21 protein-coding genes and 1 tRNA gene are annotated in these 20,960 nt (G+C 46.4%); 6 read left to right on the top strand and 16 right to left on the bottom strand.

Annotated elements, in window-relative coordinates; all coding sequences use genetic code 11:
- Nucleotides 1-4: 4 nt before the first annotated feature.
- From CWI78_RS09940 to CWI78_RS09870, 15 genes are all read right to left on the bottom strand, one after another.
- On the bottom strand, nt 5-406 hold the full coding sequence (locus tag CWI78_RS09940) for a flagellar protein FlaG (RefSeq protein WP_126782652.1): 402 nt from the start codon (nt 404-406) through the stop codon (nt 5-7).
- Between the two features lie 207 nt (nt 407-613).
- Nucleotides 614-2,071: a flagellin gene (locus CWI78_RS13000; RefSeq protein ID WP_126782651.1), complete on the bottom strand. Its 1,458-nt coding sequence runs from the start codon at nt 2,069-2,071 to the stop codon at nt 614-616.
- A 240-nt stretch (nt 2,072-2,311) separates the two neighbouring features.
- Nucleotides 2,312-3,523 carry a flagellar hook-associated protein FlgL gene (flgL, locus tag CWI78_RS09930; protein ID WP_126782650.1) on the bottom strand — a complete coding sequence of 404 codons (1,212 nt, stop codon included), beginning with the start codon at nt 3,521-3,523 and terminating at the stop codon, nt 2,312-2,314.
- A 5-nt stretch (nt 3,524-3,528) separates the two neighbouring features.
- Complete coding sequence (gene flgK, locus CWI78_RS09925; RefSeq protein ID WP_126782649.1) at nt 3,529-5,544, bottom strand: flagellar hook-associated protein FlgK; 2,016 nt, start codon at nt 5,542-5,544, stop codon at nt 3,529-3,531.
- 89 nt (nt 5,545-5,633) lie between these two features.
- Nucleotides 5,634-6,611 (bottom strand): flagellar assembly peptidoglycan hydrolase FlgJ, encoded by a 978-nt coding sequence (gene flgJ / locus CWI78_RS09920; protein ID WP_126782648.1) that lies wholly within the window; start codon nt 6,609-6,611, stop codon nt 5,634-5,636.
- A gap of 14 nt (nt 6,612-6,625) precedes the next feature.
- Nucleotides 6,626-7,726: a flagellar basal body P-ring protein FlgI gene (locus tag CWI78_RS09915; RefSeq protein WP_126782647.1), complete on the bottom strand. Its 1,101-nt coding sequence runs from the start codon at nt 7,724-7,726 to the stop codon at nt 6,626-6,628.
- A 10-nt stretch (nt 7,727-7,736) separates the two neighbouring features.
- Nucleotides 7,737-8,411, bottom strand: a complete 675-nt coding sequence (gene flgH / locus CWI78_RS09910; RefSeq protein ID WP_126782646.1) for a flagellar basal body L-ring protein FlgH — start codon at nt 8,409-8,411, stop codon at nt 7,737-7,739.
- Nucleotides 8,412-8,434: 23 nt separating this feature from the next.
- The gene (gene flgG, locus CWI78_RS09905) at nt 8,435-9,223 is read right to left on the bottom strand and encodes a flagellar basal-body rod protein FlgG (protein ID WP_126782645.1); all 789 of its coding nucleotides are present in this window, start codon (nt 9,221-9,223) and stop codon (nt 8,435-8,437) included.
- Nucleotides 9,224-9,245: 22 nt separating this feature from the next.
- Nucleotides 9,246-9,989, bottom strand: a complete 744-nt coding sequence (gene flgF / locus CWI78_RS09900; RefSeq protein WP_126782644.1) for a flagellar basal-body rod protein FlgF — start codon at nt 9,987-9,989, stop codon at nt 9,246-9,248.
- A 109-nt stretch (nt 9,990-10,098) separates the two neighbouring features.
- On the bottom strand, nt 10,099-11,445 hold the full coding sequence (gene flgE, locus CWI78_RS09895; protein WP_126782643.1) for a flagellar hook protein FlgE: 1,347 nt from the start codon (nt 11,443-11,445) through the stop codon (nt 10,099-10,101).
- A 15-nt stretch (nt 11,446-11,460) separates the two neighbouring features.
- Nucleotides 11,461-12,144, bottom strand: coding sequence for a flagellar hook assembly protein FlgD (gene flgD / locus CWI78_RS09890; RefSeq protein ID WP_126782642.1), 684 nt, complete (start codon nt 12,142-12,144; stop codon nt 11,461-11,463).
- A 14-nt stretch (nt 12,145-12,158) separates the two neighbouring features.
- Nucleotides 12,159-12,611 carry a flagellar basal body rod protein FlgC gene (gene flgC, locus CWI78_RS09885; RefSeq protein ID WP_126782641.1) on the bottom strand — a complete coding sequence of 151 codons (453 nt, stop codon included), beginning with the start codon at nt 12,609-12,611 and terminating at the stop codon, nt 12,159-12,161.
- A 6-nt stretch (nt 12,612-12,617) separates the two neighbouring features.
- A complete protein-coding gene (flgB, locus tag CWI78_RS09880) occupies nt 12,618-13,022 on the bottom strand; it encodes a flagellar basal body rod protein FlgB (protein WP_126782640.1) in 405 nt (134 codons plus the stop codon).
- Between the two features lie 101 nt (nt 13,023-13,123).
- Nucleotides 13,124-13,960: a CheR family methyltransferase gene (locus CWI78_RS09875; protein WP_126782639.1), complete on the bottom strand. Its 837-nt coding sequence runs from the start codon at nt 13,958-13,960 to the stop codon at nt 13,124-13,126.
- Nucleotides 13,961-13,973: 13 nt separating this feature from the next.
- On the bottom strand, nt 13,974-14,915 hold the full coding sequence (locus tag CWI78_RS09870; protein WP_126782638.1) for a chemotaxis protein CheV: 942 nt from the start codon (nt 14,913-14,915) through the stop codon (nt 13,974-13,976).
- 162 nt (nt 14,916-15,077) lie between these two features.
- Between CWI78_RS09870 and flgA the strand changes: the two genes are divergently transcribed.
- The 6 genes from flgA (at nt 15,078) to CWI78_RS09840 (ending at nt 18,535) form a co-directional block, all read left to right on the top strand.
- A complete protein-coding gene (flgA, locus tag CWI78_RS09865) occupies nt 15,078-15,809 on the top strand; it encodes a flagellar basal body P-ring formation chaperone FlgA (protein ID WP_126782637.1) in 732 nt (243 codons plus the stop codon).
- 92 nt (nt 15,810-15,901) lie between these two features.
- Entirely contained in the window at nt 15,902-16,225 is a 324-nt protein-coding gene (gene flgM, locus CWI78_RS09860; protein WP_126782636.1) for a flagellar biosynthesis anti-sigma factor FlgM, read from the top strand.
- Nucleotides 16,225-16,626 carry a flagellar export chaperone FlgN gene (gene flgN, locus CWI78_RS09855; RefSeq protein WP_126782635.1) on the top strand — a complete coding sequence of 134 codons (402 nt, stop codon included), beginning with the start codon at nt 16,225-16,227 and terminating at the stop codon, nt 16,624-16,626. Before flgM ends, flgN begins: the two co-directional genes overlap by 1 nt.
- Nucleotides 16,627-16,683: 57 nt before the next feature.
- A complete protein-coding gene (locus CWI78_RS09850) occupies nt 16,684-17,163 on the top strand; it encodes an LPP20 family lipoprotein (RefSeq protein ID WP_126782634.1) in 480 nt (159 codons plus the stop codon).
- Between the two features lie 94 nt (nt 17,164-17,257).
- Nucleotides 17,258-18,421 (top strand): flagellar assembly protein FlgT, encoded by a 1,164-nt coding sequence (locus tag CWI78_RS09845; protein ID WP_126782633.1) that lies wholly within the window; start codon nt 17,258-17,260, stop codon nt 18,419-18,421.
- 40 nt (nt 18,422-18,461) lie between these two features.
- A tRNA-Arg gene (locus CWI78_RS09840) sits at nt 18,462-18,535 on the top strand.
- Here the strand turns inward: CWI78_RS09840 and CWI78_RS13040 are convergent.
- Nucleotides 18,497-20,944, bottom strand: a complete 2,448-nt coding sequence (locus CWI78_RS13040) for an EAL domain-containing protein (RefSeq protein ID WP_420809844.1) — start codon at nt 20,942-20,944, stop codon at nt 18,497-18,499. The two genes, CWI78_RS09840 and CWI78_RS13040, sit on opposite strands and share 39 nt — an antisense overlap.
- Between the last annotated feature and the right edge of the window lie 16 nt (nt 20,945-20,960).

Raw genomic sequence — 20,960 nt, 5'->3', positions numbered from 1 at the left:
TCACTTAAATCTGGTTGTCGAATAAAAAACCCATCCGACTGTTCTCGTTATCGGCCATTTCGTCAATAGCTTTAGATAACTTCACAACCAATTCTGACGGAATTTGACGAATCATTTCACCGTTGTCGGTATCAATAACCTTAACCACCGGTGGTTCGCCTTTTTCGTCGAACACAAATTGCAAGCTGGTATTACGAATCGTCGATGACTGATTCATTTCTTCTACCTTGTCTGCAACGCTCTCACTGCTCGCTTGCTTTTCCACTTTATCAGCGGTGCGCTCCTGAACTTGGCTGACGGCATCCATGACCTTTTGGTCCTGCGGCCGTTCTGCCTTGTTCGATGAACCACTCGCTGCACTACTTAAGGGACTTAACGCGCGGCTTTCAACTGACATGTCTGCCATGATACTCACCTTTTCCTTAGTTATTATGCAGTTTAGCACTAAAACAATTATCCATGTATGTTATCGGCAAGCCTTGCTGAAAACTTTAGCGTTTAATCGAAGTTTTTTTAAGCGGTATCGTTTTTATTGTTAAATCATTGAGTTATAGACATAAAAAAACCGGAGCCAAAGCTCCGGTTTTTAGTAACGGTTAAGTTAGTTGAGCTATTAGCCCAGTAACTGCAGTGCCGCCTGTGGACGCTGGTTCGCCTGCGCCAATATAGTCTGAGACGCCTGCTGCAGAATCTGAGACTGAGTCAGTTTTGCAGTTTCAGCGGCAAAGTCCGCATCTTTGATTCGAGACTTCGCACCTTCCAGGTTCTCTGCGATGTTCGACTGGTTACGAATAGTCGCCTGGAAGCGGTTCTGAACGGCACCTAAATCGGCACGTTGCGAGTCGATGCGAGAGATTGCGGCATCTATCGTAGCAAGTGCATCTTGCGAGCCTTCATAATTAGAAATGTCAACTGAAGCAACATCTGACAACGTTCCTGAAGTTGCACCTAACGAATTTGCGATATCTTGAGCTCCACCTGAATTATCGACAACAGCGAAATCATTATTAGATGTCAATTGAAGCTCGGCATTAACAACGCCCGCGTTATCAGCAGTAGCAAAGTCAACTTCGTTTGCTGTGCCATCAGAGCCAGCTAAATCTACTGTTCCAGTATCACCACCAGAAACTTTTACTCCATTAACCCCTTCAGCAGTAATTTCAAGTGAATCATCGTCGTTTACTGTGTTGCGAATTCCTGCCTTACCAAGATCTTCCGATAGTTTACTTAAATCACCACCGTAAGCTTCTAAATTGAAGGTTTTATCACCTACTTCTAGGACACCATTAGCATCGGTACTTAGATCAGACAACGTAGCGGTAACCTTGGTAGTTGCTGTAACTCCTGTATCTGCCGATTTAGCATTAATAGCTTCCGCTTTATCGGTAGCTGTTACAGCAGCTCCATTAAGAGTATAGTCTGCAGTTCCTTCCGAACCTTGTATCGAGAAGTCAAAAGCATCACCCGATGCATCTACAGAAGCATAGTCTTCAGCAGGACCATCGCTAACTTGAGAAGTAGTACCAGAGTAGTTAGTAGATGCGCCATCAGCTTTATAACTACCAATCGCGTCAGCCGACATATTACCTAACTGAACAGAGATAGTTTCGTTCGCGTTTGCTCCAACTTGATACTGCTCAGTACCAAAAGAACCATCTAGTAAGTTTTTACCACCAAAACTGGTAGTCTCAGCTATTCGAGTAAGCTCTTGCTGCAAGTTACCGATTTCTTTCTGCAGCGCTGCACGGTCTGTATCAGAGTTTGAACCGTTAGCCGACTGGATAGACAGTGTACGCATACGCTGCAGGATGTTGGTTGATTCGTCCAACGCACCTTCAGCGGTCTGAGCCATAGAGATACCGTCATTCGCATTACGGTTACCCTGGTTCAACCCATTGATTTGAGAACCTAAACGGTTTGAGATTTGTAAGCCTGCAGCATCATCTGCAGCGCTGTTGATACGGAAGCCTGACGACAAACGTTCGAATGCTTGGTCAAGCGAGTTACCTGAGCCCATCAGCTGACGCTGTGCGTTCAGTGAGCTGACGTTAGTGTTTACATATAGTGCCATGGTATTGCTCCTCAGTTTCTAGCCTAAGCTTGGATTCAATCGTTGTTGCCAAGCCGGAGGAAGTGTTCGGCTTCGTGTTTCGCCTGGTTAAAATTTCCTCTCACAAAGGGTATCGGCAGGGGTTTTGGGAGCTTTAGGATTTTTTTGAAAAATTTTGAAGTCTTTTAATCGGTTTGAGTTGCGGTGTGCACAATGGACTCGCATCTCGCCTGCCGTAATAACGGCAGGCTACATTACACATTATAAGTAATCGAACAGACTCAAGCGGCTGACACGAGTAAAGACCTGCTGGGCCGCTGAATAAATTGTTTCATTTTTGACTAAGTCAGTAACAGCCTCTGAATAGTCAACGTCGGAAATATCTGCCCGCGCTTTCTTATTGACTATTTCAATATCCGCATTACTCAGTTTAGCGTTGTCCATAACATTTAACCTTGCGCCGACCGAAGCCTGGGTGTCCGTTAAATCCCCAACAACGGTATTAAAATCATCTAGCGCAAACGCAATTTCACTTTCATGGAAATTTTTGCTTTCTGGGCCTGACTCTTCCAGTGCGGTTGCCAAGTCTCGAATTTGCGTTAACAAATTGCGCGATACCGGCTCGCCAACAGAGTAACTGAACGAGTCACCAGTTGTTGGCATATTGTCTGGGTTTAATTCCAGTGTCATGCCGTTGTATTCAACTTTGCCGTCAGTTACGGTCCCCGTTACCGTATTAGTGCCGTCTGTAATTTCATAATCGTTTGGCCCGGTAAAATTCACAGTAAAGTCTGTCGAATCGCCTGCATCGATACGCGCTTCAGTATCCGCAATTAACGCGTTTCTGTCGGTTACTTCTACTTTTTCAATAAAGTTGTTTCCGCCCGTTAGCTCAAAGTCCACCCGCTTAGACACATTTGAAAACGCGCGGCTGCCCGGGTCGTTAGCGGGCAGGTATAAGGTCGGTGACAACTGAATAGTTCGCTGCCCCTGGTCGCCTACATATTGATATGACTGCGTGGCGTCATCAAACTCCATCGGTTGCGTACGGTTTTGGTACCCGGCAAAAATATACTCCCCGGACTCATCTTGTGCATTGGTTAAGTCAAAGATCGAGGTTTCAATATTTCGCAACTCTGAGGCTATCGCTTTTCGGTTGGTTTGATCATAACTTCCGTTACCCGCTTGCACAGCCAGACTACGTGCTTTCTGAATCGCATCAGTAATACTACTTAAAACGCTTTCTTCCCGGCGTAAATTGTTTTCAAGCGTTACCGAGTTACGTTCAAACTGTTCGTTCTGGCCAATTTTTTCATTCAGTGCCAGCACCTGGGAGTTACCAATTGGGTCATCCGCAGGACTTAAAATTTTGGTTTGCTTAGTCAGCATTTGCTGAATTTTATCCAGCTGACCTTGAGAGGTTTGCAGACTGTCCAGACCACGCTGGAAAAATAAGTTGGTACTTAAGCGCATAATAATTACCTCAGTGAATTCAGCAGCGTGTCAAAAACAGTTTGCGACGTGGTGATAATTCTGGCCGACGCCGTATACGCTTGTTGGTACTGAATTAGGTTCGCAGCCTCTTCTTCCAGGTTCACTCCGGCTTGTGAGTCATACAGCGCCTCGGTTTGTGATTTAATGGCTTCAGCTGAATCACGTAACACACGGTTTTGACTCACCCGACTGCCAACATCCGATACCAGACGACCGTAACTTTCGTTAAAAGTCATAGTCGGCTCTGCTTCTTCCCCACCAGAGCGGCGGACCAACTGCTGACGTTGCAAGTCAGCCATAGACTGTCCGTTACTGTTGTCATCAAAACCGTTGGTGTTGTATTCAATCAAATACTCATCACCTACAGCTGGTTCGCCATTAATGTCAACTTCGTAGTCTGGGTTGGCTAAGCTGGCTTGATCTAAAATACCGTTTAAATCGGTCGTGCCGGTAATAGTTCCTAAGCTGGTTCCGTCTTTAGCAAAGACCTCCAGGTCATAAGCATTACCTGTCTGCCCTGTTACTTCGATACGGGCGGGAGCACTGTCTAACAGTGTGTTGTTAGTAGTATCATAATAACTATCTGGCGTATTAATAGCCGCTATTTCAATGGCGGCTGCGCCTTGGTTATCCATACCGTCTTTAACCCGAATAGGGTTTGCTAATGCAATATCTTCCGGGCGGCGAATGGCCAAACTGATTTCTGACGCAGCACTTTCCGCTGGTTTTGCTAAGAACTGATCCCCCGCATTAGCAGTACCGGTTAAGTCGAGAGAAATACCCAGCTCCACAATATCAACCGTACCCGGGGATGCCTGAGTAACCGTAATGGTATCGGCACCACTGACAACCGTACCGTCACTGTTTATGGGTACAATTTCATATTCATCAGGGTTTCCGGTTTTAGTAATACGCAGGTTTTCTGACGGAAACGACTTACTATCGCCTTCTAAAACACTTACGCTAATTTCTCCAGTGCCACCGTTATCAGAATAAGGAATAGCTTCCGACTCGGTTTTAGTCAGATCAAAAATTTTCCGGCCTAACTGATTGTCTAAGTCCATACCTTTTTGGTTCTGCGTATTCATTGAATCCGCGATGCGTATAGCCAATTGCCCTAAACGCTTTTGCGTTGGCATTAACACTTCGTCCCGATACTCGAGATAACCACCCACAGAACCACCGACTTCATCCGTTGGCACATAAAACTCACTTTTCTTACCGTCGCCATGCTCTTTTTGAAGCACCATTTCTAAACGCTCGGTATCAGGATTACTTTTTACCGCAACCGCATTAAACCGACCGTCTTCTAAAACCAATGGTTGCCCATTTTTTAAGTTAACCGTAACAGCACCACTTTTCTGCTCAACCGTGCTGAACTGAACCAACTCTGCTAGTTGACGCAATTGTTCATCACGTTTATTCAGTAAAGCGTTGATATCGCCGTTATCACTGTTCTTACCTGCTGAGGACTGAATTTTTGAATTCAATTCAGCTAAATTTTCCGAAATAGAATTTATACGATCAGTCGATAATGTCAGACGATCATTAATAATATCTTTTTGCTGATCTAAGTATTGGGAAAAGTCATTAAACTTAGTCGTCATGGCATCAGCTTCAGCCAAAACCAACTGGCGAGCAGTGACCGATCCAGGATCATTATTCGCATCTTGCAGCGTATTGAAGAAACTTTCTACGGAAGACGCCACATTGGTCGTGCTATCACCTAATAAAGTATCTAACTGTTCAGCTTGCTGCAGATTCGCTTCGTAATAGCTGACTTTTGAAATATCAGTACGTAACTGACGATTGGAGAATTCATCGATCATCCGCTGCACACGAACACGCTCAAGCCCGCCATAGGACGATTCGAAGTATTCGGTGCGCTCACGAACGTAACTGTCCGTGTTCGTATTATTAATATTCTTACCGGTTGTCTGCAGGCTTTGCTGGTGTGCCAGTATCCCGTTCTTACCGATATTTAATAAGTCGAAACTCATCGATGATTCTCCAGTTACTCTGTGACTGTTATCGGCACCGAGCGAATATTATTTAGCCAGCCGGCAATTTTTTGCCGCCTGCCGCATCCCTACATTTCTTTATCAACAAAAGCCGGGTTATTTAATACCGACTGAACCTTTTGTGCATAATGAGGATCCGTTGCGTAACCAGCGTCCTGCAAAGCTTGCATATACTGTTTCGGGTCATCAGCGACTTTCAGTGCCTGCTGGTAACGCGGGTGCTCTTTTATAAAACTCACGTAGTCCTGCAAGCTCTGTTCCACATTAGCGTAGGAACGAAACGCTGCGCGTTCTTTGCGGGCTACCTCACCATCAAATTCCAGGGTGCTGACATGCGATTTATCGCCGTCCCAACGCGTATCGGCTTTAATGTTGAACAGGTTATTGCTGGAACCACCATGGCGCCCTGGTACAAGGCGCTTACCCCAGCCGGTTTCCAGTGCCGCCTGCGCCATCAGTACATCCGGGTTTAAACCGGCTTCTTTCGCTACTTTCTCAGCATGAGGCTTCAATGCCGTAATAAAGCTTTGCGGGGAGTTAAAGGTGGCATCACCATCGCTCAGCTTAGCCGTATTGACCCGCTGATTACCGTAGTACAGACCGGCATCAATACCGCCCTGATCACTCACTTTCTGCGAGGCATTGTTCATATCCACGCGGTTTTTCATACGCGGGTCGTCAAGGTTCGCGCCATTGCGATTCATTGATGCAGGAACGTAGCTGTCGTCCCCACCTAACTGCTTTACCATCAGCTCAGCCAAACCGAGGCTTCCCTGACTGGATAGCTCTGAGGTCAGTTGCTGGTCATACATATCGCGGTACATATTGGTGTAACGGTTATCCAGCAAGTTATCTTTTTCAAACACGGCGTTGGCTTTACGCATGCTGCCCATCACCATATTCAGAAATATGGCTTCAAACTGCTGCGCGGCTTCCATCAGCGCTTCTTTGTCATCAGGTTTAAACGCACGCTTCCGCAACCCATCCAGGCTATGGGTATCCATCGCGTGTTGCGCTTGTTTTAGATGCGAGTCTGAAACCGTCATAGCTTAAGCTGCCGTTAAATGACTATTAACTCACCGGATAACGCACCGGCTTGCTTTAGTGCTTCCAACACAGCAATCATATCGCTGGGAGCAGCCCCAATTTGATTCACCGCGCGAACCAAATCATTCAATGTGGTACCTGGCTGAAAAACAAACATACGTGCATCATCCTGGTCTATATCCACTATCGATTGCGTTGTAATTGCCGTTTCCCCTTCACCGAAAGGGTTTGGCTGATCCACATTCACGTCCTCAGCAATGGTGACCTGCATATTGCCATGCGCCACCGCTGCCGGACGCAGCTCGACATTCTGTCCAACCACTATGGTTCCGGTGCGGGAGTTCACAATAATCTTAGCCGCCGCCGATGCTTGTTGTACTTCCAAGTTTTCCAGCGTGGACATGTAACTCACGCGCTGGCTCATATCCCGCGGAGCTCGTACCCGAACAGAGGTGGCATCAACCGCTTCAGCCGCGCCTTCGCCCACTAAGTTATTTATGGTCTCGGCCATCCGTTTAGCCGTTGTGAAGTCGGACTGGTGCAGGTTAAAGGTAAAGTAATCTGACGAACCAAAGCCGGAGCGAACCTCGCGTTCAACAACCCCGCCATTAGGAATTCTTCCAACCGTCGGCGTATTAATCACGATACGTGAACCGTCATTGCCTTCGGCCCCTAAACCACCAACGACCAGGCTTCCTTGCGCGACGGCGTAGACTTCACCATTGGCGCCTTTCAAAAAGGTTTGCAGTAAGGTACCGCCGGTCAAGCTATCTGCACTACCTACAGAAGAAACCGTCACATCAATCTTTTGCCCGGGTTTAGCAAAAGCCGGTAAGTCGGCATGCACGGCAACCGCCGCCACGTTATCAATTTTAGGACGCTCATTCGCCGGAATATTAATCCCGAAGTTGCCCAGCATGGTACGGAAGGTTTGATCGGTAAATGGCGTTTGTTCACCCGTTCCGGGTAAGCCGACGACCAAACCATAGCCAATAAGCTGGTTATCGCGAATGCCCTGTACCGAGGCAATATCTTTTATACGCGAAGCTTGCACTGGCGCTACCAGCATTGAGAATAAACTCAGTAACAGCGCCAAAAGTTTAACCGTTCTCATACCATACTCCTTAGAATGGCCATATCGGGCTGTTAAAGAAACGGGTTAACCAACCCTGTTCCTGAACTTGCGCCAAACTGCCGGTACCCGAGTATTCAATGCGTGCATTAGCAACACGATTTGACGGGATTTGGTTAGCTGCGGTGATGTCCTGTGGACGGATCATGCCGGTTAGACGAATGTATTCATCACCCGTATTAATGCGCATCCATTTTTCACCACGAACAATTAGGTTACCGTTTGGTAAAACTTTGATGACCGTTACGGTAATTTCACCATTGAGTTGATTGCTTTGATCGGAGCTACCATCACCACTGAATTCTCTGGTGCCATTAACCCCGGCAGATAAAGGATTGCCACCGACGGTAATGTCACGTCCGAACATCGTTGGGGCACCAAGCTCCGCCGAACTCTCTTTAGAGGTTTCAGTGGTTGCGGTTTTACTGGCCGTTGTTTGTTCCTGCAAGGTCACCGTAATAATGTCACCCAACCGACGCGCTTTTATATCGGAATACATATTGTCCGCGTAGGCGTCTTGAAATAGGGACCCGGTTGGTACAACGGGTTGCGCACGCTCTTCCGGTAATACGGGTGCGTAATATGGGTCATTTGGCATCGGTTTATGCGGCGTTTGTGCACAACCAATCAAAACCAATGCTGTTAAGGAAAAAAGTAAGAAACGCATAAACTCACCCGCCATTAATTCAATTAAAGCTGCTGATTCACATAGCTCAGCATCTGGTCCACGGACGAAATCACTTTAGAGTTCATCTCGTAACCACGCTGACTTTCAATCAAATTCACCAACTCTTCAGTTACATTCACATTTGACGTTTCCAGTGCACCCTGAATGGTATTACCCATTCCATCAACACCAGGAACCGCTTCTAGAGGCGCACCACTCACGGCCGTCTCTTTATACAAATTCTGACCCATAGGTTGTAACCCGGCCGGATTAATGAAGTTCACCAGGTTTAACTGTCCAACAACGACGTTATCCGGGTTTCCAGGCTGGGTGACCGTCACTTCACCTTCTTGCGAAATGCTTACCGACATAGCGTCTTCCGGAATCTGAATAGCCGGTTCTATGGTATAGCCGTTACCTGACGTCACCATTTCACCTTCTTCATTCAGTGAAAACTGGCCGTTGCGGGTATAGGAAATATTGCCATCCGGCATCAACACCTGGAAAAAGCCTTTGCCATCAATCATCACATCCAGCGAGTTGTCCGTTGTCTGAACATTACCCTGAGTATGCGCTTTTTGCGTAGCGACGACTTTAGTACCGGCACCGAGCATCAAACCGTTTGGTAACTCAGTATCCTGTGCCGACTGCCCGCCAGGTTGGTTTATATTCTGGTACAGCAAGTCTTCAAATACGGCACGACTCTTCTTAAAACCAACCGTACTGGAGTTCGCCAGGTTGTTGGAAATGACTGAAATATCGCGTTGTTGCGCATCCAGTCCGGTTTTACTTATCCATAATGCTGGGTTCATGCTATTTCTCCTCGGGCTCGGATTAGCTCATTCTCATCAGCGATTCAGAACGCTGGGCGTTCTCATCTGCTGTTTTCATTAGTTTGACGTTCATTTCGTACTGCCGCTGCAGCGCAATCATATGCGTCATTTCTTCGACACTGTTCACATTGCTGCTTTCCAGCGCACCAATTTGTAGTTTCACATTGGCGTCAGCAAAAGCCTGTTGATCATCTTTTAATTTAAACAGACCATCATTACCTTTCTCTATATTGCCGTTCGGCGGGTTAACTAACTTGATCCGATCAATCACTTCCATTGCGTCAGCCGGAGCCCCCATAGGACGTATGGATACATTGCCGTTAGAGCCTATGACCAGATTATCGATTGGCATGGGCACAAAAATCGGTCCATTGTCACCCAAAACCGTTTGTCCATTGGAGTTCTTCAACATGCCATCGGTGCCAACTTCCAGACTGCCGTTTCGGGTGTAGCGCTCATTGCCATTACCGTCATCGACCGCAATCCAGCCCTGATCCTTAATAGCAACATCCAAGTTGCGTCCGGTCGTCTGTATTGCCCCACTGGCAAAGTTTTGCCCTGGGCTTTCTGTCATAGAAAAAACACGGGTCGGCAACCCTTCACCAAAGGCCTGCATTGCCCGCGCTTGTTGCAAGTCGGCTTTAAACGCCGTGGTATTGGCGTTAGCTAAGTTATTGGCACGTACGGCAACGGAGTTCATATTCTCCTTTGCGCCGCTCATCGCTACCCACAGCATCTTGTCCATAGCTGACCTCCAGCCAAAATTTTGTCATCTGGGTTTGATAATGCAGATTTCATGCCAGAAACAAAAAAAGACGCCCGGAGGCGTCTTTTTAATCGACAGATAAAAACGATTAACGAATCTGAAGAATGGTCTGATTAATGGTGTTATTAACTTCTAGTGAACGGGAGTTCGCCTGGAAGTTACGCTGTGCAGAAATCAAATCAACCAGCTCTTTGGTCAGGTTTACGTTTGAGTTTTCAAGCGCAGAGGCTTCAATGGCGCCAAAAGTGCCCGTATTCGCTTCGCCAGCCAAAGGTTCACCAGAGTCAATACTTTCACGCCACTTGGTACCACCAATTTGCGTCAGGCCCTGTTCGTTGGCAAAGCGTACTGTCGCAACCTGCCCTAAATACTGTACATCACCGTTAGAGTAAGTTGCTGCAATAAGGCCATCTTTCTCGATATCAACGTTGGTCAAACGACCAACCGTGCTACCATCCTGATCCAGGTTAGTGACTTCAAAGTCGGAGGCGAACTGTGTTGGGCTCGTGGTGCCAGTCAGATCCTGAAAGTTAAATTGTACGGTTTGGGCGTCAGCTCCATTATCTAAATACGGACCATCTTCACCACTACCGGATAAATCAATTGAGCCAGGATCAAATGTTAATTGACCAGCCCCTACTGCTGGGTCACCACTGCCTTCAAACTCTAACTCTAGGCCACTGTAACCGTTTACAGAGTTAGTTGCCGAAGCCGTACCACCGCCAGTCGTGTCCATATCAATCTCTTGACCATCGAAGGTTGAATAAACATCCCACTGGTTACTGCCTCGTTTCACATAATAAGTCGACAAAGTGTGAGACTCCCCAAGAGAGTCATAAACGGTTGCAGAAGTTGAGCTGTGATAAGTGCTTGGAGTCTCTGGATCAAACGGATTTGCTGCACCATCAATAGGTGAACGACGTGCGTCAACATTAAATGCTGTAAACACGTTATCAGTACTTTGTGGGGCACCCGCAACGTCCGGAACCCGAATTGGCTGTGTTGTTGCCAGGGCTGTCGAAGACGTTGTCCCACTATTGCGATCAACCTGGTAACCTTGCAGGTAGTTTCCTTGATTATCGACAATAAATTTATCGTCATTTAACTTGAACGCTCCTGAACGCGTATATGTCATATCCCGCGACCCCAAACCATCGGTCGTTGCAAAAAAGCCATTACCTGAAATAGCCATATCGAGTGAGTTTTCAGTAAAGTCCAGAGTTCCCTGACTAAATTGTTGCGCAACACTCGAAGTTAGAACACCGTCACCTACTTTACTATTACCGGCATTAAAAATGCTGCTGGCATAAACGTCCGCAAACTCCGCGCGAGACTGTTTAAAACCCGTTGTTTTCACGTTTGAAATGTTATTCGCGGTTGTATCCAGATCTTTCTGCGATGCATTGATTCCGCTGAGTGCAATATTAAATGACATAAGTCACCTCACCTGTTAGCTAATTTCAGAGACATCAGAAAGCTTGATGCCGCCTAAACCTTTAAGATTCAAAACCACACCGCGGTCACCGCCGGTGCTGACGCTTTGCACGCGAGCGTGCATCTGTATCGGTAACTCTTCAGTCTGACCGCCCACATTGGCGTTTACTGAAAAGCTATAGTTTCCGGCAGGCGCTTCTTCGCCGTTAGACATCACGCCGTCCCACTCAAACTCTTTTGTTCCCTGAGCCATATCACCGACATCAATGGTCTTAACCGTTGCGCCCGTTGAGTCTTTAATACTAATTTTGACATTTTGTGCCGTCTGCGGTGTCGCGATCATGCCAGTGACTCCAGCCCCGGTCTCCAGGTTAGCCTGGTCAGTCGGTACCAGCACTTTGCGCCCCACCATAGTTGAAGCCTGCAAAGCCTGGTTTGATGTCATGTCTGTCGCAAATTGATCGAACCGATCTGACAAGCCGCTAATGCCTTCCGCCATAGTGAAGCTAGTCATCTGAGCAATCATCTGATCATTCTCGACCGGCTTCGAAGGGTCCTGCATGTTCAGTTGTTCCGTTAGCAGCTTGAAAAAATCTTCCTGCTCTAACTTTCCCTGCTCCTCTGGATCAACATACTCTGCGCCCTCATCTTTCTTCCATTTCATGCCGTCGATGTAGGAATTATTGCTTACGCCTTCCATTTGTTATCTCCTGCTTACCCTTGACCCAGACGCAATAAACGCTGTGTCATTGTTTTGGCAGTGTCCGCTACCTGCACATTTGTCTGGTAGGAACGCGAAGCCGAAATCATATTAGCCATTTCTTCCATTGTGTTGACGTTTGGACGGTAGATATAACCGCTCTCGTCAGCCATTGGATGATTTGGCGCATACTCAATTTGCAACGGGTCCTGGCTTTCAACGATGCCCATTACTTTAACGCCCGCTTCCTGCCCTGCCTGAGTCTGGTTGGTCAGGCTGTTGCCTCGGTAATCACCCTTTGCGTCAGCTAAAGCTGTTGCAAATACCGGATTTCTGGCTCGGTAGGTTTCATCAATACTGCTACTGACCGAGTTGGCATTCGCCAGGTTGCTTGCCGTTGTGTTCAGTCGTACTGACTGCGCACTCATGGCAGAACCGGTCACATTAAAGATATTAAATAGACTCATGACGTGTTATCTCCCTTGTCCACCCAAGGCTTTCTTCACTCCGCTGATGCGGCCATCAAGAAAGTTCATGGTCATTTCATATTCCAGTGCATTTTGTGCATACAAGTTTTGTTCCAACTGCACATCAACGGTATTACCGTCACCGGTATCCGGTTGCGATGGAGTACGAAACTTCTCAGTTCCCTGCGGTTTTATTTCAACACTGAAGTGTTTTTCGTGAGTACGTGCCATTTTATGATTTTCCATACCGCGCTGCGCTTGTTGCAAGGCTTGCTGGAAGTCCAGACCTTTAGCTTTGTAACCCGGAGTGTCGGCGTTGGCGATGTTATTGGCAATAAGCTCCGCGCGCTGGGTGCGTACGCCCAACGTGTGTTGCTGTATTCCCATAAGCTTGTCCATGGAAAGTGCCATATTTTTGTCTCCACAGTGTTCGATGGTGAAGACAATGCAGGAAGCGTGCCAGTTTAAATGAGCGGATTATTCAACAGGAGCAGATTATTTTCTTCGGAGAGCTACTTTCTTCTATAAATAATGCCGGGCTGGCAGCGGATCATCTCGAAATCGTCGGTGAGTCCGGAGATAGACTCTGAGGCACCGAGAAAAAGATAACCACCCGGGTTTAGTGATTGCCGGAATTGGGCAATAATTTTCCGCTTCACTTCCGGGGCAAAATAAATAAGGACATTGCGGCAAAAAATAACATCAAACTTACCCAACAACGAATAGCTGTCCAGTAAATTCAAATGACGAAAATGAATGAACTGCTTAAGCTCATCTTTGATTTTCATCGAGCCTGCTTTACTGGCGGCATCGGTGAAGAACTTCTTTCGCCGTTCCGCGGATAAACCACGAGCCAAAGCAAGACTGTCGTATTCACCAGTGGCGCACTGTTCCAGAACCTTATTTGAAATATCCGTTGCAGTGACTTTTATACCAGCCCTGAGCACGCCCGGGTTTTTCGCCTTATGCTCTAAATACGTCATTGCAATAGAGTATGGCTCTTGCCCGGATGAACATGCTGCAGACCATATTTTCAAAGGTCCCGGGTGTTTTTTGTATTCGGGGAGAATTCGATCATTCAAAATTTCAAACGGGTAGGTGTCGCGAAACCACAACGTTTCGTTGGTCGTCATCGCATCAATAACTGCAGCACGTAAAGCTCGCTCACTAATTTTCATTGAGCGTTTCACAAGCTCAGCCAAAGAGTCGACATTAAACCGTCCCATTAGAGGACTCAGCCGACTCTTAACCAGGTAGAGCTTACTCTCACCCAGTACAATTCCGCACTGATGTTCCAGGAACTGACGAAACTCTTGATATTCCGATAAACTTAATTCGCGATTCAACACGTTATATAAACAACTACTCTTTGATGGTTATTTCTGTATTAAGCCATTTTTGAACAGCTGTCGCTAGTTCATCTGGATGAAATTTTGCAATAAAATCATCGGCTCCAACTTTCTTCACCATAGCCTGATTAAAGACCCCACTCAATGATGTATGCAAAATAACGTGAATATCACGTAAATTAGGATCAGCCTTTATCTCGGCGGTTAAGGTATATCCATCCATCACCGGCATCTCAACATCCGAAACTAACACAGGGACATGAGGATGAACCAGACCATCGACTTCTTTAGATTTCTCTTTCAGATAATCTAAAGCTTCTTTGCCATTCTTCTTTACTTCCAGAGTAATTCCCAAAGACTGCAAAGCCCGCTTTATTTGGTTGCGGGCAACAGAGGAGTCATCGGTAATTAGAATGGTTAGGTCTTCTTTTGCAACGTTGATGGGTGCGTTGGCAACTTCTTCACTCACATCCATGTTGGCAGGCATAATATCAGCTAAGATTCTTTCAACATCGATAATTTCAACCAGCTCATTCTCAATCTGGGTGACCGCAGTCAAATACGCCCCCCGCCCTGTACCCTTCGGCGGCGGCATCACGTCCTCCCAGTTAATGTTCATAATGCGGTCAACGCCACCGACTAAAAATCCCTGAATAGTCCGGTTGTATTCGGCAATAATCACAAAGCGATTTTCAATACCCGTAAGCTCAGGTCCGCCAGTCGCCATGCTGAGATCAATAATAGAAATGGCTTGCCCCCGAATATGAGCAACACCACGAATAAGGGGGTTTCGCCGAGGCATGGAAGTCAGTTTGGGACAAGGCAACACCTCACGTACTTTAAACACGTTAATCCCAAAGCGTTGTCTACCGTTTAGCTGAAATAACAATAGTTCCAGTCGGTTTTGTCCGACCATTTGTGTGCGCTGATTCACTGAATCAAGAATGCTGGCCATTGTTCACTCCTGTTATATGGCAGGCTACCTCTACTTCGGCACGGTATTTGCTTATTCCAACAATAACCATACTGAAACTATCGAACTGCCGAACTTTTGACGTTATACCTTTTTTTTCGGCACTCGACCAGAGAACCTTAACGGATTACATCAGGATATTTTATGATAGTACGTAAATCGCTACTGATCAGTTCGCTTTTTTTTGTCGGTGTATTTTTTTCCAGTATTAATGTCGTTAACGCCAATTCGAACAAGCAAGATGACAGCTTACGCTTTAATTACAAAGCATTACAGGAAATGGCCCATAACTATGTGGAGCAGCGCGTTTCAGCACCCGACAACGGCCGCGTAGAGGTGGTTGCCAATAACCTTGATCCTCGAATGGCGCCCAAAATGTGCTCGCAACGACCCAAAGTTGAACTGGCGACGAACGCAACTCTCGACAGTTATACCACCATAGAGATTGAGTGTTCAGCCGCCTCTGGCTGGCGCACCTATGTGCCCGTCCGCATCTACCGTTACAAAAATGTCGTCGCAGCGGCGGGGCCGATGTCCCCCGGGCAAATGATTGGCGAAAGCGACTTAGTGTTTTCTGAAGTTGATCTCAATCGTGTCCGCTCCAATGTATTCACAGATATGAGCGTCTTAGTGGGGGCCCGTATAAAAAAACGCATTGCAGCTGGTCAGGCAATTAGCGCCAGCGATACTTGTCTTGTATGTGAAGGACAAAGCGTTACAATAGTCGCCCAAGATAAAACATTGCGAATTACTGCTGCCGGAAGGGCATTGGCTGATGGTCTCAAAGGTGAATCGGTTGTTGTTGAGAACGAGCGTTCGAACAAATCATTGCAAGCCGTTGTCACAGGACTGAATGAAGTGACCGTCAATTTATAAAAACTTTTATAAAATTCTGAAATTTTTTCTTAAGTTTATTCAGATATGGTCGATAAGTAACCGAGACATACTATCTAGCGAGGCTAAAAACAATGCCAATTAACATTAACAATACCGGCCTGAAAAACGCCAACATTGACAGCAAATCCAGTAATCGCCAAGTACAAGGTGAGACTCAGCAAAAACCTGCGTCTGTATCGCAAAAAGGCGGAGACGCTGTTTCTCTGACAAGCGAAGCGCAACAGCTTGGCGGCTTACAGGAAAAAGCGATGAACAGCAGCGGTATTGACCAAGCCAAAGTTGACAAAATCAAAGCAGATATCGAAAGCGGCTCTTACAAAATTAATGTTGAGCAGCTGGCAAATAAACTGGCTCAGTTCGAGTCTGATTTATTCAGCAACGGTAATAACGAGTAATGACCGTGTTGGCGCCTGTCAATGACCTGTTGCAGGAAATGGCGGACTCGCTAGATACTCTTGCGTTGTTACAACAACGTGAGCTAAACGCCATAGTTGACCGCCAACACGCCGATGTTAACCTTATTACAGCGGATAAAGATAAAGTTCTGACTCGCATTAATGAGCTTGATCAGCAGCTTAATCAACACCCTGATAAAGAACAGTTAAAAGACGATCCAGAATTGTCCGAAGCGGTTGCTGTCATTCAAAAAAACCTGAAAGAAGTTCAACACCAAAGTCAGGTTAATGAACACGTCGTTCAATCGACTTTGAATAGCATTGAGCAATTGAAACAGACCATTTTACAGTCCGCACGAAAAGATAGCCTCACCTACAATAGCAAAGGCAAAATCCGCTAAAGATTTTGACAGTTCAGCCGCTATAACCATAAGTACTTTGTTCAATCAGAGGTCATTATGGCTAAGCATCTACTCTCTTTCGCTTTACTCGCATCTACACTGTTATTAAGCGGCTGTAGTGCCTACAACAACTTAGCGTATGATCAAAAGCACGTTGAGTGGGAAACTCAGACCCCAGACGAATTTCCGGTTTTGAATGCGGTTGGCTACGCCCCTATTGAAACTCAACAAGGCGAAAACTCAAAACTAAAAGACTTGAACGCGATGCGCGCCTCCAAACTGGCTGCGTACCGGGAGCTTGCCGAACAAGTCTATGGCCAGCGCATTGCCGGCGGCAGTTCAGTTGAAGACTGGGCATTAAACCAGGATAGCTTCCAGGCTTCTGTTGACGGTGTGATCCGTGGCGCAGAAGTTGTCAAAACCTACACGGTTGGTGATTACTATGCTACCGAGCTACGACTTGATTTCGAGAAAGTACACCGCTTGTATCAAAGCACCAACCGCCAGCAAAAAGTAAAACGTGTTGTTTATTACTAAGTCAAAATTTTTTAGATAAACATGGCAGGGTTTTTGCAGTTAATCTCAATAGTAACGTAACGACGAAACACTGACACTTGGGATGCATGACACCATGAACTGGAAAATCCTGCTGCTAATCACCTCTGTTTTCTTTATCGCTATGCCAAGCGAAGCACGTTGGGTGGAAGCTCAAGGCACCGCACGCATCATCAATGGCGATATCGATAAAGCACGCCAAAAAGCGATAGAAAATGCTTTGCAGCAAGCACTGCTAACGTCCGGTGGAAACATTTCCAGCATTCAACAAGTAGTTGATGGCGTTCTACAAAATACTGAAACCCAATGGAACAGTCAGGGTAATGTTGATCAAGTCACTATTGTTCGAGAAGAAGTTCGTGACGACCGCGTCATCGTCCGGCTCCGTGCCGATATATGGAATCGTGAGGGCGACTGCACCCGCAGCAGTTACAAAAATTCAGTCACGGTTATTCCATTTGAATTACGCGATAGAGCCCACGGTACCTGGGGACAAATCTGGGAAATTGGTGAGGTCGCATCAGAACGTCTTGCACGTGAATTGGGGGGCGTTGGCAGCCAGTTGCATATTGCCCACACTTTACAGCGTCATGCCGGCTTAAATAACGCGCTCAGTGGTCTGAATCTGGAAGAACTAGGCCGCATGGCTCGTAGCCTTGGTTTAGCGAATGACAGTCAGTTTGTTATTTTTGGTATGTTTGACGACTTGGCCATGATGGACACCAGCTCTAACTGGTTTTGGTCCAGCGACCCGAACCGCCATTACGCTTTAACACTTTACCTTCTTGATGCAACCACAGGACAACTGGTTACCAGAGCCAGAGTTGAAGACACCCAGCCCTGGACTTTTGGTCGCACGACAGACGTAGATGTGGCAACGGCACAGTTCTGGAATGAGCCTTTCGGCGCGGCACTTGATAGTGGCTTGCGAGACTTAGCGTCCGGAGTAAAAGAACAGGTTGTCTGCAAACCTGTACGAGCCAGAATAATAGCGGTCGATGAGAACACGGTTCAGTTCAATTTAGGTGAAAAGCACGGTGTTAACAGAGGCGACAAGCTTAAAATTGTTCAACCCAGTCATTTTACTGATGACCAGGGTCGTTACCGTCAAAAGTGGCAGGTCAGTGAGTTTGAGGTGGAAGTTTCTCAAGTACAGCAATCTACAGCTGTCGCTGAGCTGACCAAAGGAAATATGTTACACAATATTCAGGTGAACGACTGGGTGGTGCCGGTTAACTGAGGGTGAAACCCGCGTCAGCTTCTGGCATAATCGCGGGCACGTCCTCGTAGCTCAGCTGGATAGAGCATTCGCCTCCTAAGTGAAAGGTCGCAGGTTCGACTCCTGCCGGGGACGCAAACTGTTTCTCACCGTTTGCCGCAAGACCTCATCATCCCAGGGCTTATCTAAAAATCGATACACTTCACTTTCGTTAATTGCCTGAGTCAGATTCTCTTCATTACGATAAGCCGTTAGTACAATTCGTGCCGCGTCCGGGTACATTGAACGCACATTGGATAAAAACTCCAGTCCTTGCATGTTACGCATCCGTTGATCAGAAATAACCACATCCACCGGTTGATGTGCCAGCACATTAAATGCTTCGTCGGCATTGGTCGCGGTAAAAATATGATAACCGTCACGCCTCAGCAGGCGTTTCAACGACTTCAGTACATTTTCTTCATCATCAACAATAAGAACCACCTGATGCTCTTGCTGATTAAGATTTTCATTTATGGTGCTGCGATAATCACTCAGAAAACTCAGTGCTTGCTCTTTCGGCATTGGTTTAGCGAGTAAGAAGCCTTGCATCGCATCACAATGACAGCGACGTAAGTATTCTTGTTGCGCTGTCGTTTCGACCCCTTCAGCCAATACTTTCAGGCCCAGATGATGAGCCATAGAAATAATGCCTTCAATAATGGCTGAGTCATGGCTGTTTGAGACCATGTCACTCACAAAGCTTCGATCGATTTTTAGTAAATGTACCGGTAAGTTTTTCAAATAACTTAAGCTTGAATAACCCGTTCCAAAATCATCTAAAGCAATCTTAACACCGAGCTCAGAGAGTTCATGAAGTTTGCTAATCGCAACCTCCGGGTTACGCATGAACACCGATTCCGTAATTTCTAAAACCAGTTGGGCGGGTTTAATTCCAGTTTCATTAATCACGTCACGCACCGTATCAACAAACTCAGCTCGCAGAATATGCAGCGTAGAGATATTCACAGACACCGTGGTGAGAGTTTCTCTTTTCGCTGACAACACAAGGAAATCTTTACAGGCCTGCCGAAGTATCCAGCCACTTAACGGCACAATTTGACCGGTGTTCTCAGCCACTTTAATAAAGTCGCCGGGTGAAACCATACCCAACTCAGGATGATTCCAACGAATGAGAGCTTCAACTCCCGTCATTTCACCATTATTGAGATAAAACTGTGGCTGATAAAACAGTTCAAATTCTTTCTTTTCTATGCCGGCTTGCAACGAGTTCCGTATTTTTAGATCCTTTGAAACTTGGTTGTCCAACTTTTGATCAAACCACTGGTAACTCCCTATGCCAAAGCGCTTGGCTTCATACATCGCAATATCAGCCTGCTGAACAAGCTTAAGCGGGTCGTCCTTGTAGCTGCTGGTAATGGTAAGCCCTGCTGTTGCTGACAGGTGTAATTCAGTATCATCAATGACAAAAGGATTTTGTATTGCTTTTATTAAGCGCTCCGCCACTACCACAGCGTCACTTGAATGGGTAAGCTCAGGCAGAACCGCAACAAATTCATCGCCGTCCATACGGGCCAGCGTGTCTCCCGGACGTAAACACTCGTTTAATCGCTCTGCTGCAGTCTGTAGCAGTTTATCACCAACCTTGTGTCCAATGGTGTCATTAATGGGTTTAAAACCATCAAGACCGATAAACACCACGGCCAGTTCAACGTCGTTACGCCGACATAAAGTGAGACTTTGTTGCAGCCGGTCAGCAAGAAGAACTCGGTTAGGCAGTCCCGTCAACGTGTCGTGGTTAGCAAAAAACGCCACCTTTTGCTCAAGTTCAATGCGATTGGTTATGTCTTCAAAATGCACTAAACGAACCGCCTGACCCTGCCAGTGAGTTTGAATGCTGTAGTGACGTACGAGTTTTTGTTTACCGTCAGGCAAATTTAAAGTGGCTTCATGGCTAAAGGCATAATTACTACTGTATTCTAACGGCAACTTACGTCCGCGCAGTTCTGCGTTGGTTTGCAAAAGAAGCTTTTCAGCCGCCGGGTTGGCATACATAATCACCCGTTTTTGATCGGCCAAAATAACCGGCTGTAAGCTGTCTTCAAGTAAATATTCAAACGTCAGCTGGCTATCTAATAAGTCTCGCTGATAATTACGCCGCTCCAGTGTGTAATAAATACTTTTCTTTAATGCCGACGGAGTGACTTCTGATTTCTCCAGATAATCCTCAGCTCCCAGCTGAATCGCTCTTTTACTCAAGTCATCCGTGCCCTGCCCCGTCAGAAATATAACTGGGGTTTCAACATGGTGCTCTCGTAAGTACTTTATGATGGTTTGTCCGTCATCCGCGCCCAAATGGAAATCACATAAAATAAGATCGAAGTCTTCTTGCCTTACCTTATCCAAAGCTTCTTGTTTCGATTTTACCCAACTGAGCTGGTACTCAGGCGCACCTTTGAGCAAGAGATCCCGAGTCAAAATGTAGTCGTCTGCGTCATCTTCAATCAGCAGAATATTCAATGCTTCTGTTACTGATAAATTCATAGGTATCCCAGCGCAA

The sequence above is a fragment of the Idiomarina ramblicola genome (genome assembly GCF_003987255.1).
Classification (GTDB): domain Bacteria; phylum Pseudomonadota; class Gammaproteobacteria; order Enterobacterales; family Alteromonadaceae; genus Idiomarina; species Idiomarina ramblicola.
Note: the sequence above shows the minus strand (reverse complement) of the source record. Positions and strands in the feature narration are given on the sequence as shown.

Bases quoted from the DNA above. Each gene is read 5' to 3' on its own strand.
- CWI78_RS09940 (WP_126782652.1), bottom strand. From the start codon at position 406: ATGGCAGACATGTCAGTTGAAAGCCGCGCGTTAAGTCCCTTAAGTAGT.
- CWI78_RS13000 (WP_126782651.1), bottom strand. From the start codon at position 2,071: ATGGCACTATATGTAAACACTAACGTCAGCTCACTGAACGCACAGCGT.
- flgL (WP_126782650.1), bottom strand. From the start codon at position 3,523: ATGCGCTTAAGTACCAACTTATTTTTCCAGCGTGGTCTGGACAGTCTG.
- flgK (WP_126782649.1), bottom strand. From the start codon at position 5,544: ATGAGTTTCGACTTATTAAATATCGGTAAGAACGGGATACTGGCACAC.
- flgJ (WP_126782648.1), bottom strand. From the start codon at position 6,611: ATGACGGTTTCAGACTCGCATCTAAAACAAGCGCAACACGCGATGGAT.
- CWI78_RS09915 (WP_126782647.1), bottom strand. From the start codon at position 7,726: ATGAGAACGGTTAAACTTTTGGCGCTGTTACTGAGTTTATTCTCAATG.
- flgH (WP_126782646.1), bottom strand. From the start codon at position 8,411: ATGCGTTTCTTACTTTTTTCCTTAACAGCATTGGTTTTGATTGGTTGT.
- flgG (WP_126782645.1), bottom strand. From the start codon at position 9,223: ATGAACCCAGCATTATGGATAAGTAAAACCGGACTGGATGCGCAACAA.
- flgF (WP_126782644.1), bottom strand. From the start codon at position 9,989: ATGGACAAGATGCTGTGGGTAGCGATGAGCGGCGCAAAGGAGAATATG.
- flgE (WP_126782643.1), bottom strand. From the start codon at position 11,445: ATGTCATTTAATATTGCACTCAGCGGAATCAATGCATCGCAGAAAGAT.
- flgD (WP_126782642.1), bottom strand. From the start codon at position 12,144: ATGGAAGGCGTAAGCAATAATTCCTACATCGACGGCATGAAATGGAAG.
- flgC (WP_126782641.1), bottom strand. From the start codon at position 12,611: ATGAGTCTATTTAATATCTTTAATGTGACCGGTTCTGCCATGAGTGCG.
- flgB (WP_126782640.1), bottom strand. From the start codon at position 13,022: ATGGCACTTTCCATGGACAAGCTTATGGGAATACAGCAACACACGTTG.
- CWI78_RS09870 (WP_126782638.1), bottom strand. From the start codon at position 14,915: ATGGCCAGCATTCTTGATTCAGTGAATCAGCGCACACAAATGGTCGGA.
- flgA (WP_126782637.1), top strand. From the start codon at position 15,078: ATGATAGTACGTAAATCGCTACTGATCAGTTCGCTTTTTTTTGTCGGT.
- flgM (WP_126782636.1), top strand. From the start codon at position 15,902: ATGCCAATTAACATTAACAATACCGGCCTGAAAAACGCCAACATTGAC.
- flgN (WP_126782635.1), top strand. From the start codon at position 16,225: ATGACCGTGTTGGCGCCTGTCAATGACCTGTTGCAGGAAATGGCGGAC.
- CWI78_RS09850 (WP_126782634.1), top strand. From the start codon at position 16,684: ATGGCTAAGCATCTACTCTCTTTCGCTTTACTCGCATCTACACTGTTA.
- CWI78_RS09845 (WP_126782633.1), top strand. From the start codon at position 17,258: ATGAACTGGAAAATCCTGCTGCTAATCACCTCTGTTTTCTTTATCGCT.
- CWI78_RS13040 (WP_420809844.1), bottom strand. From the start codon at position 20,944: ATGAATTTATCAGTAACAGAAGCATTGAATATTCTGCTGATTGAAGAT.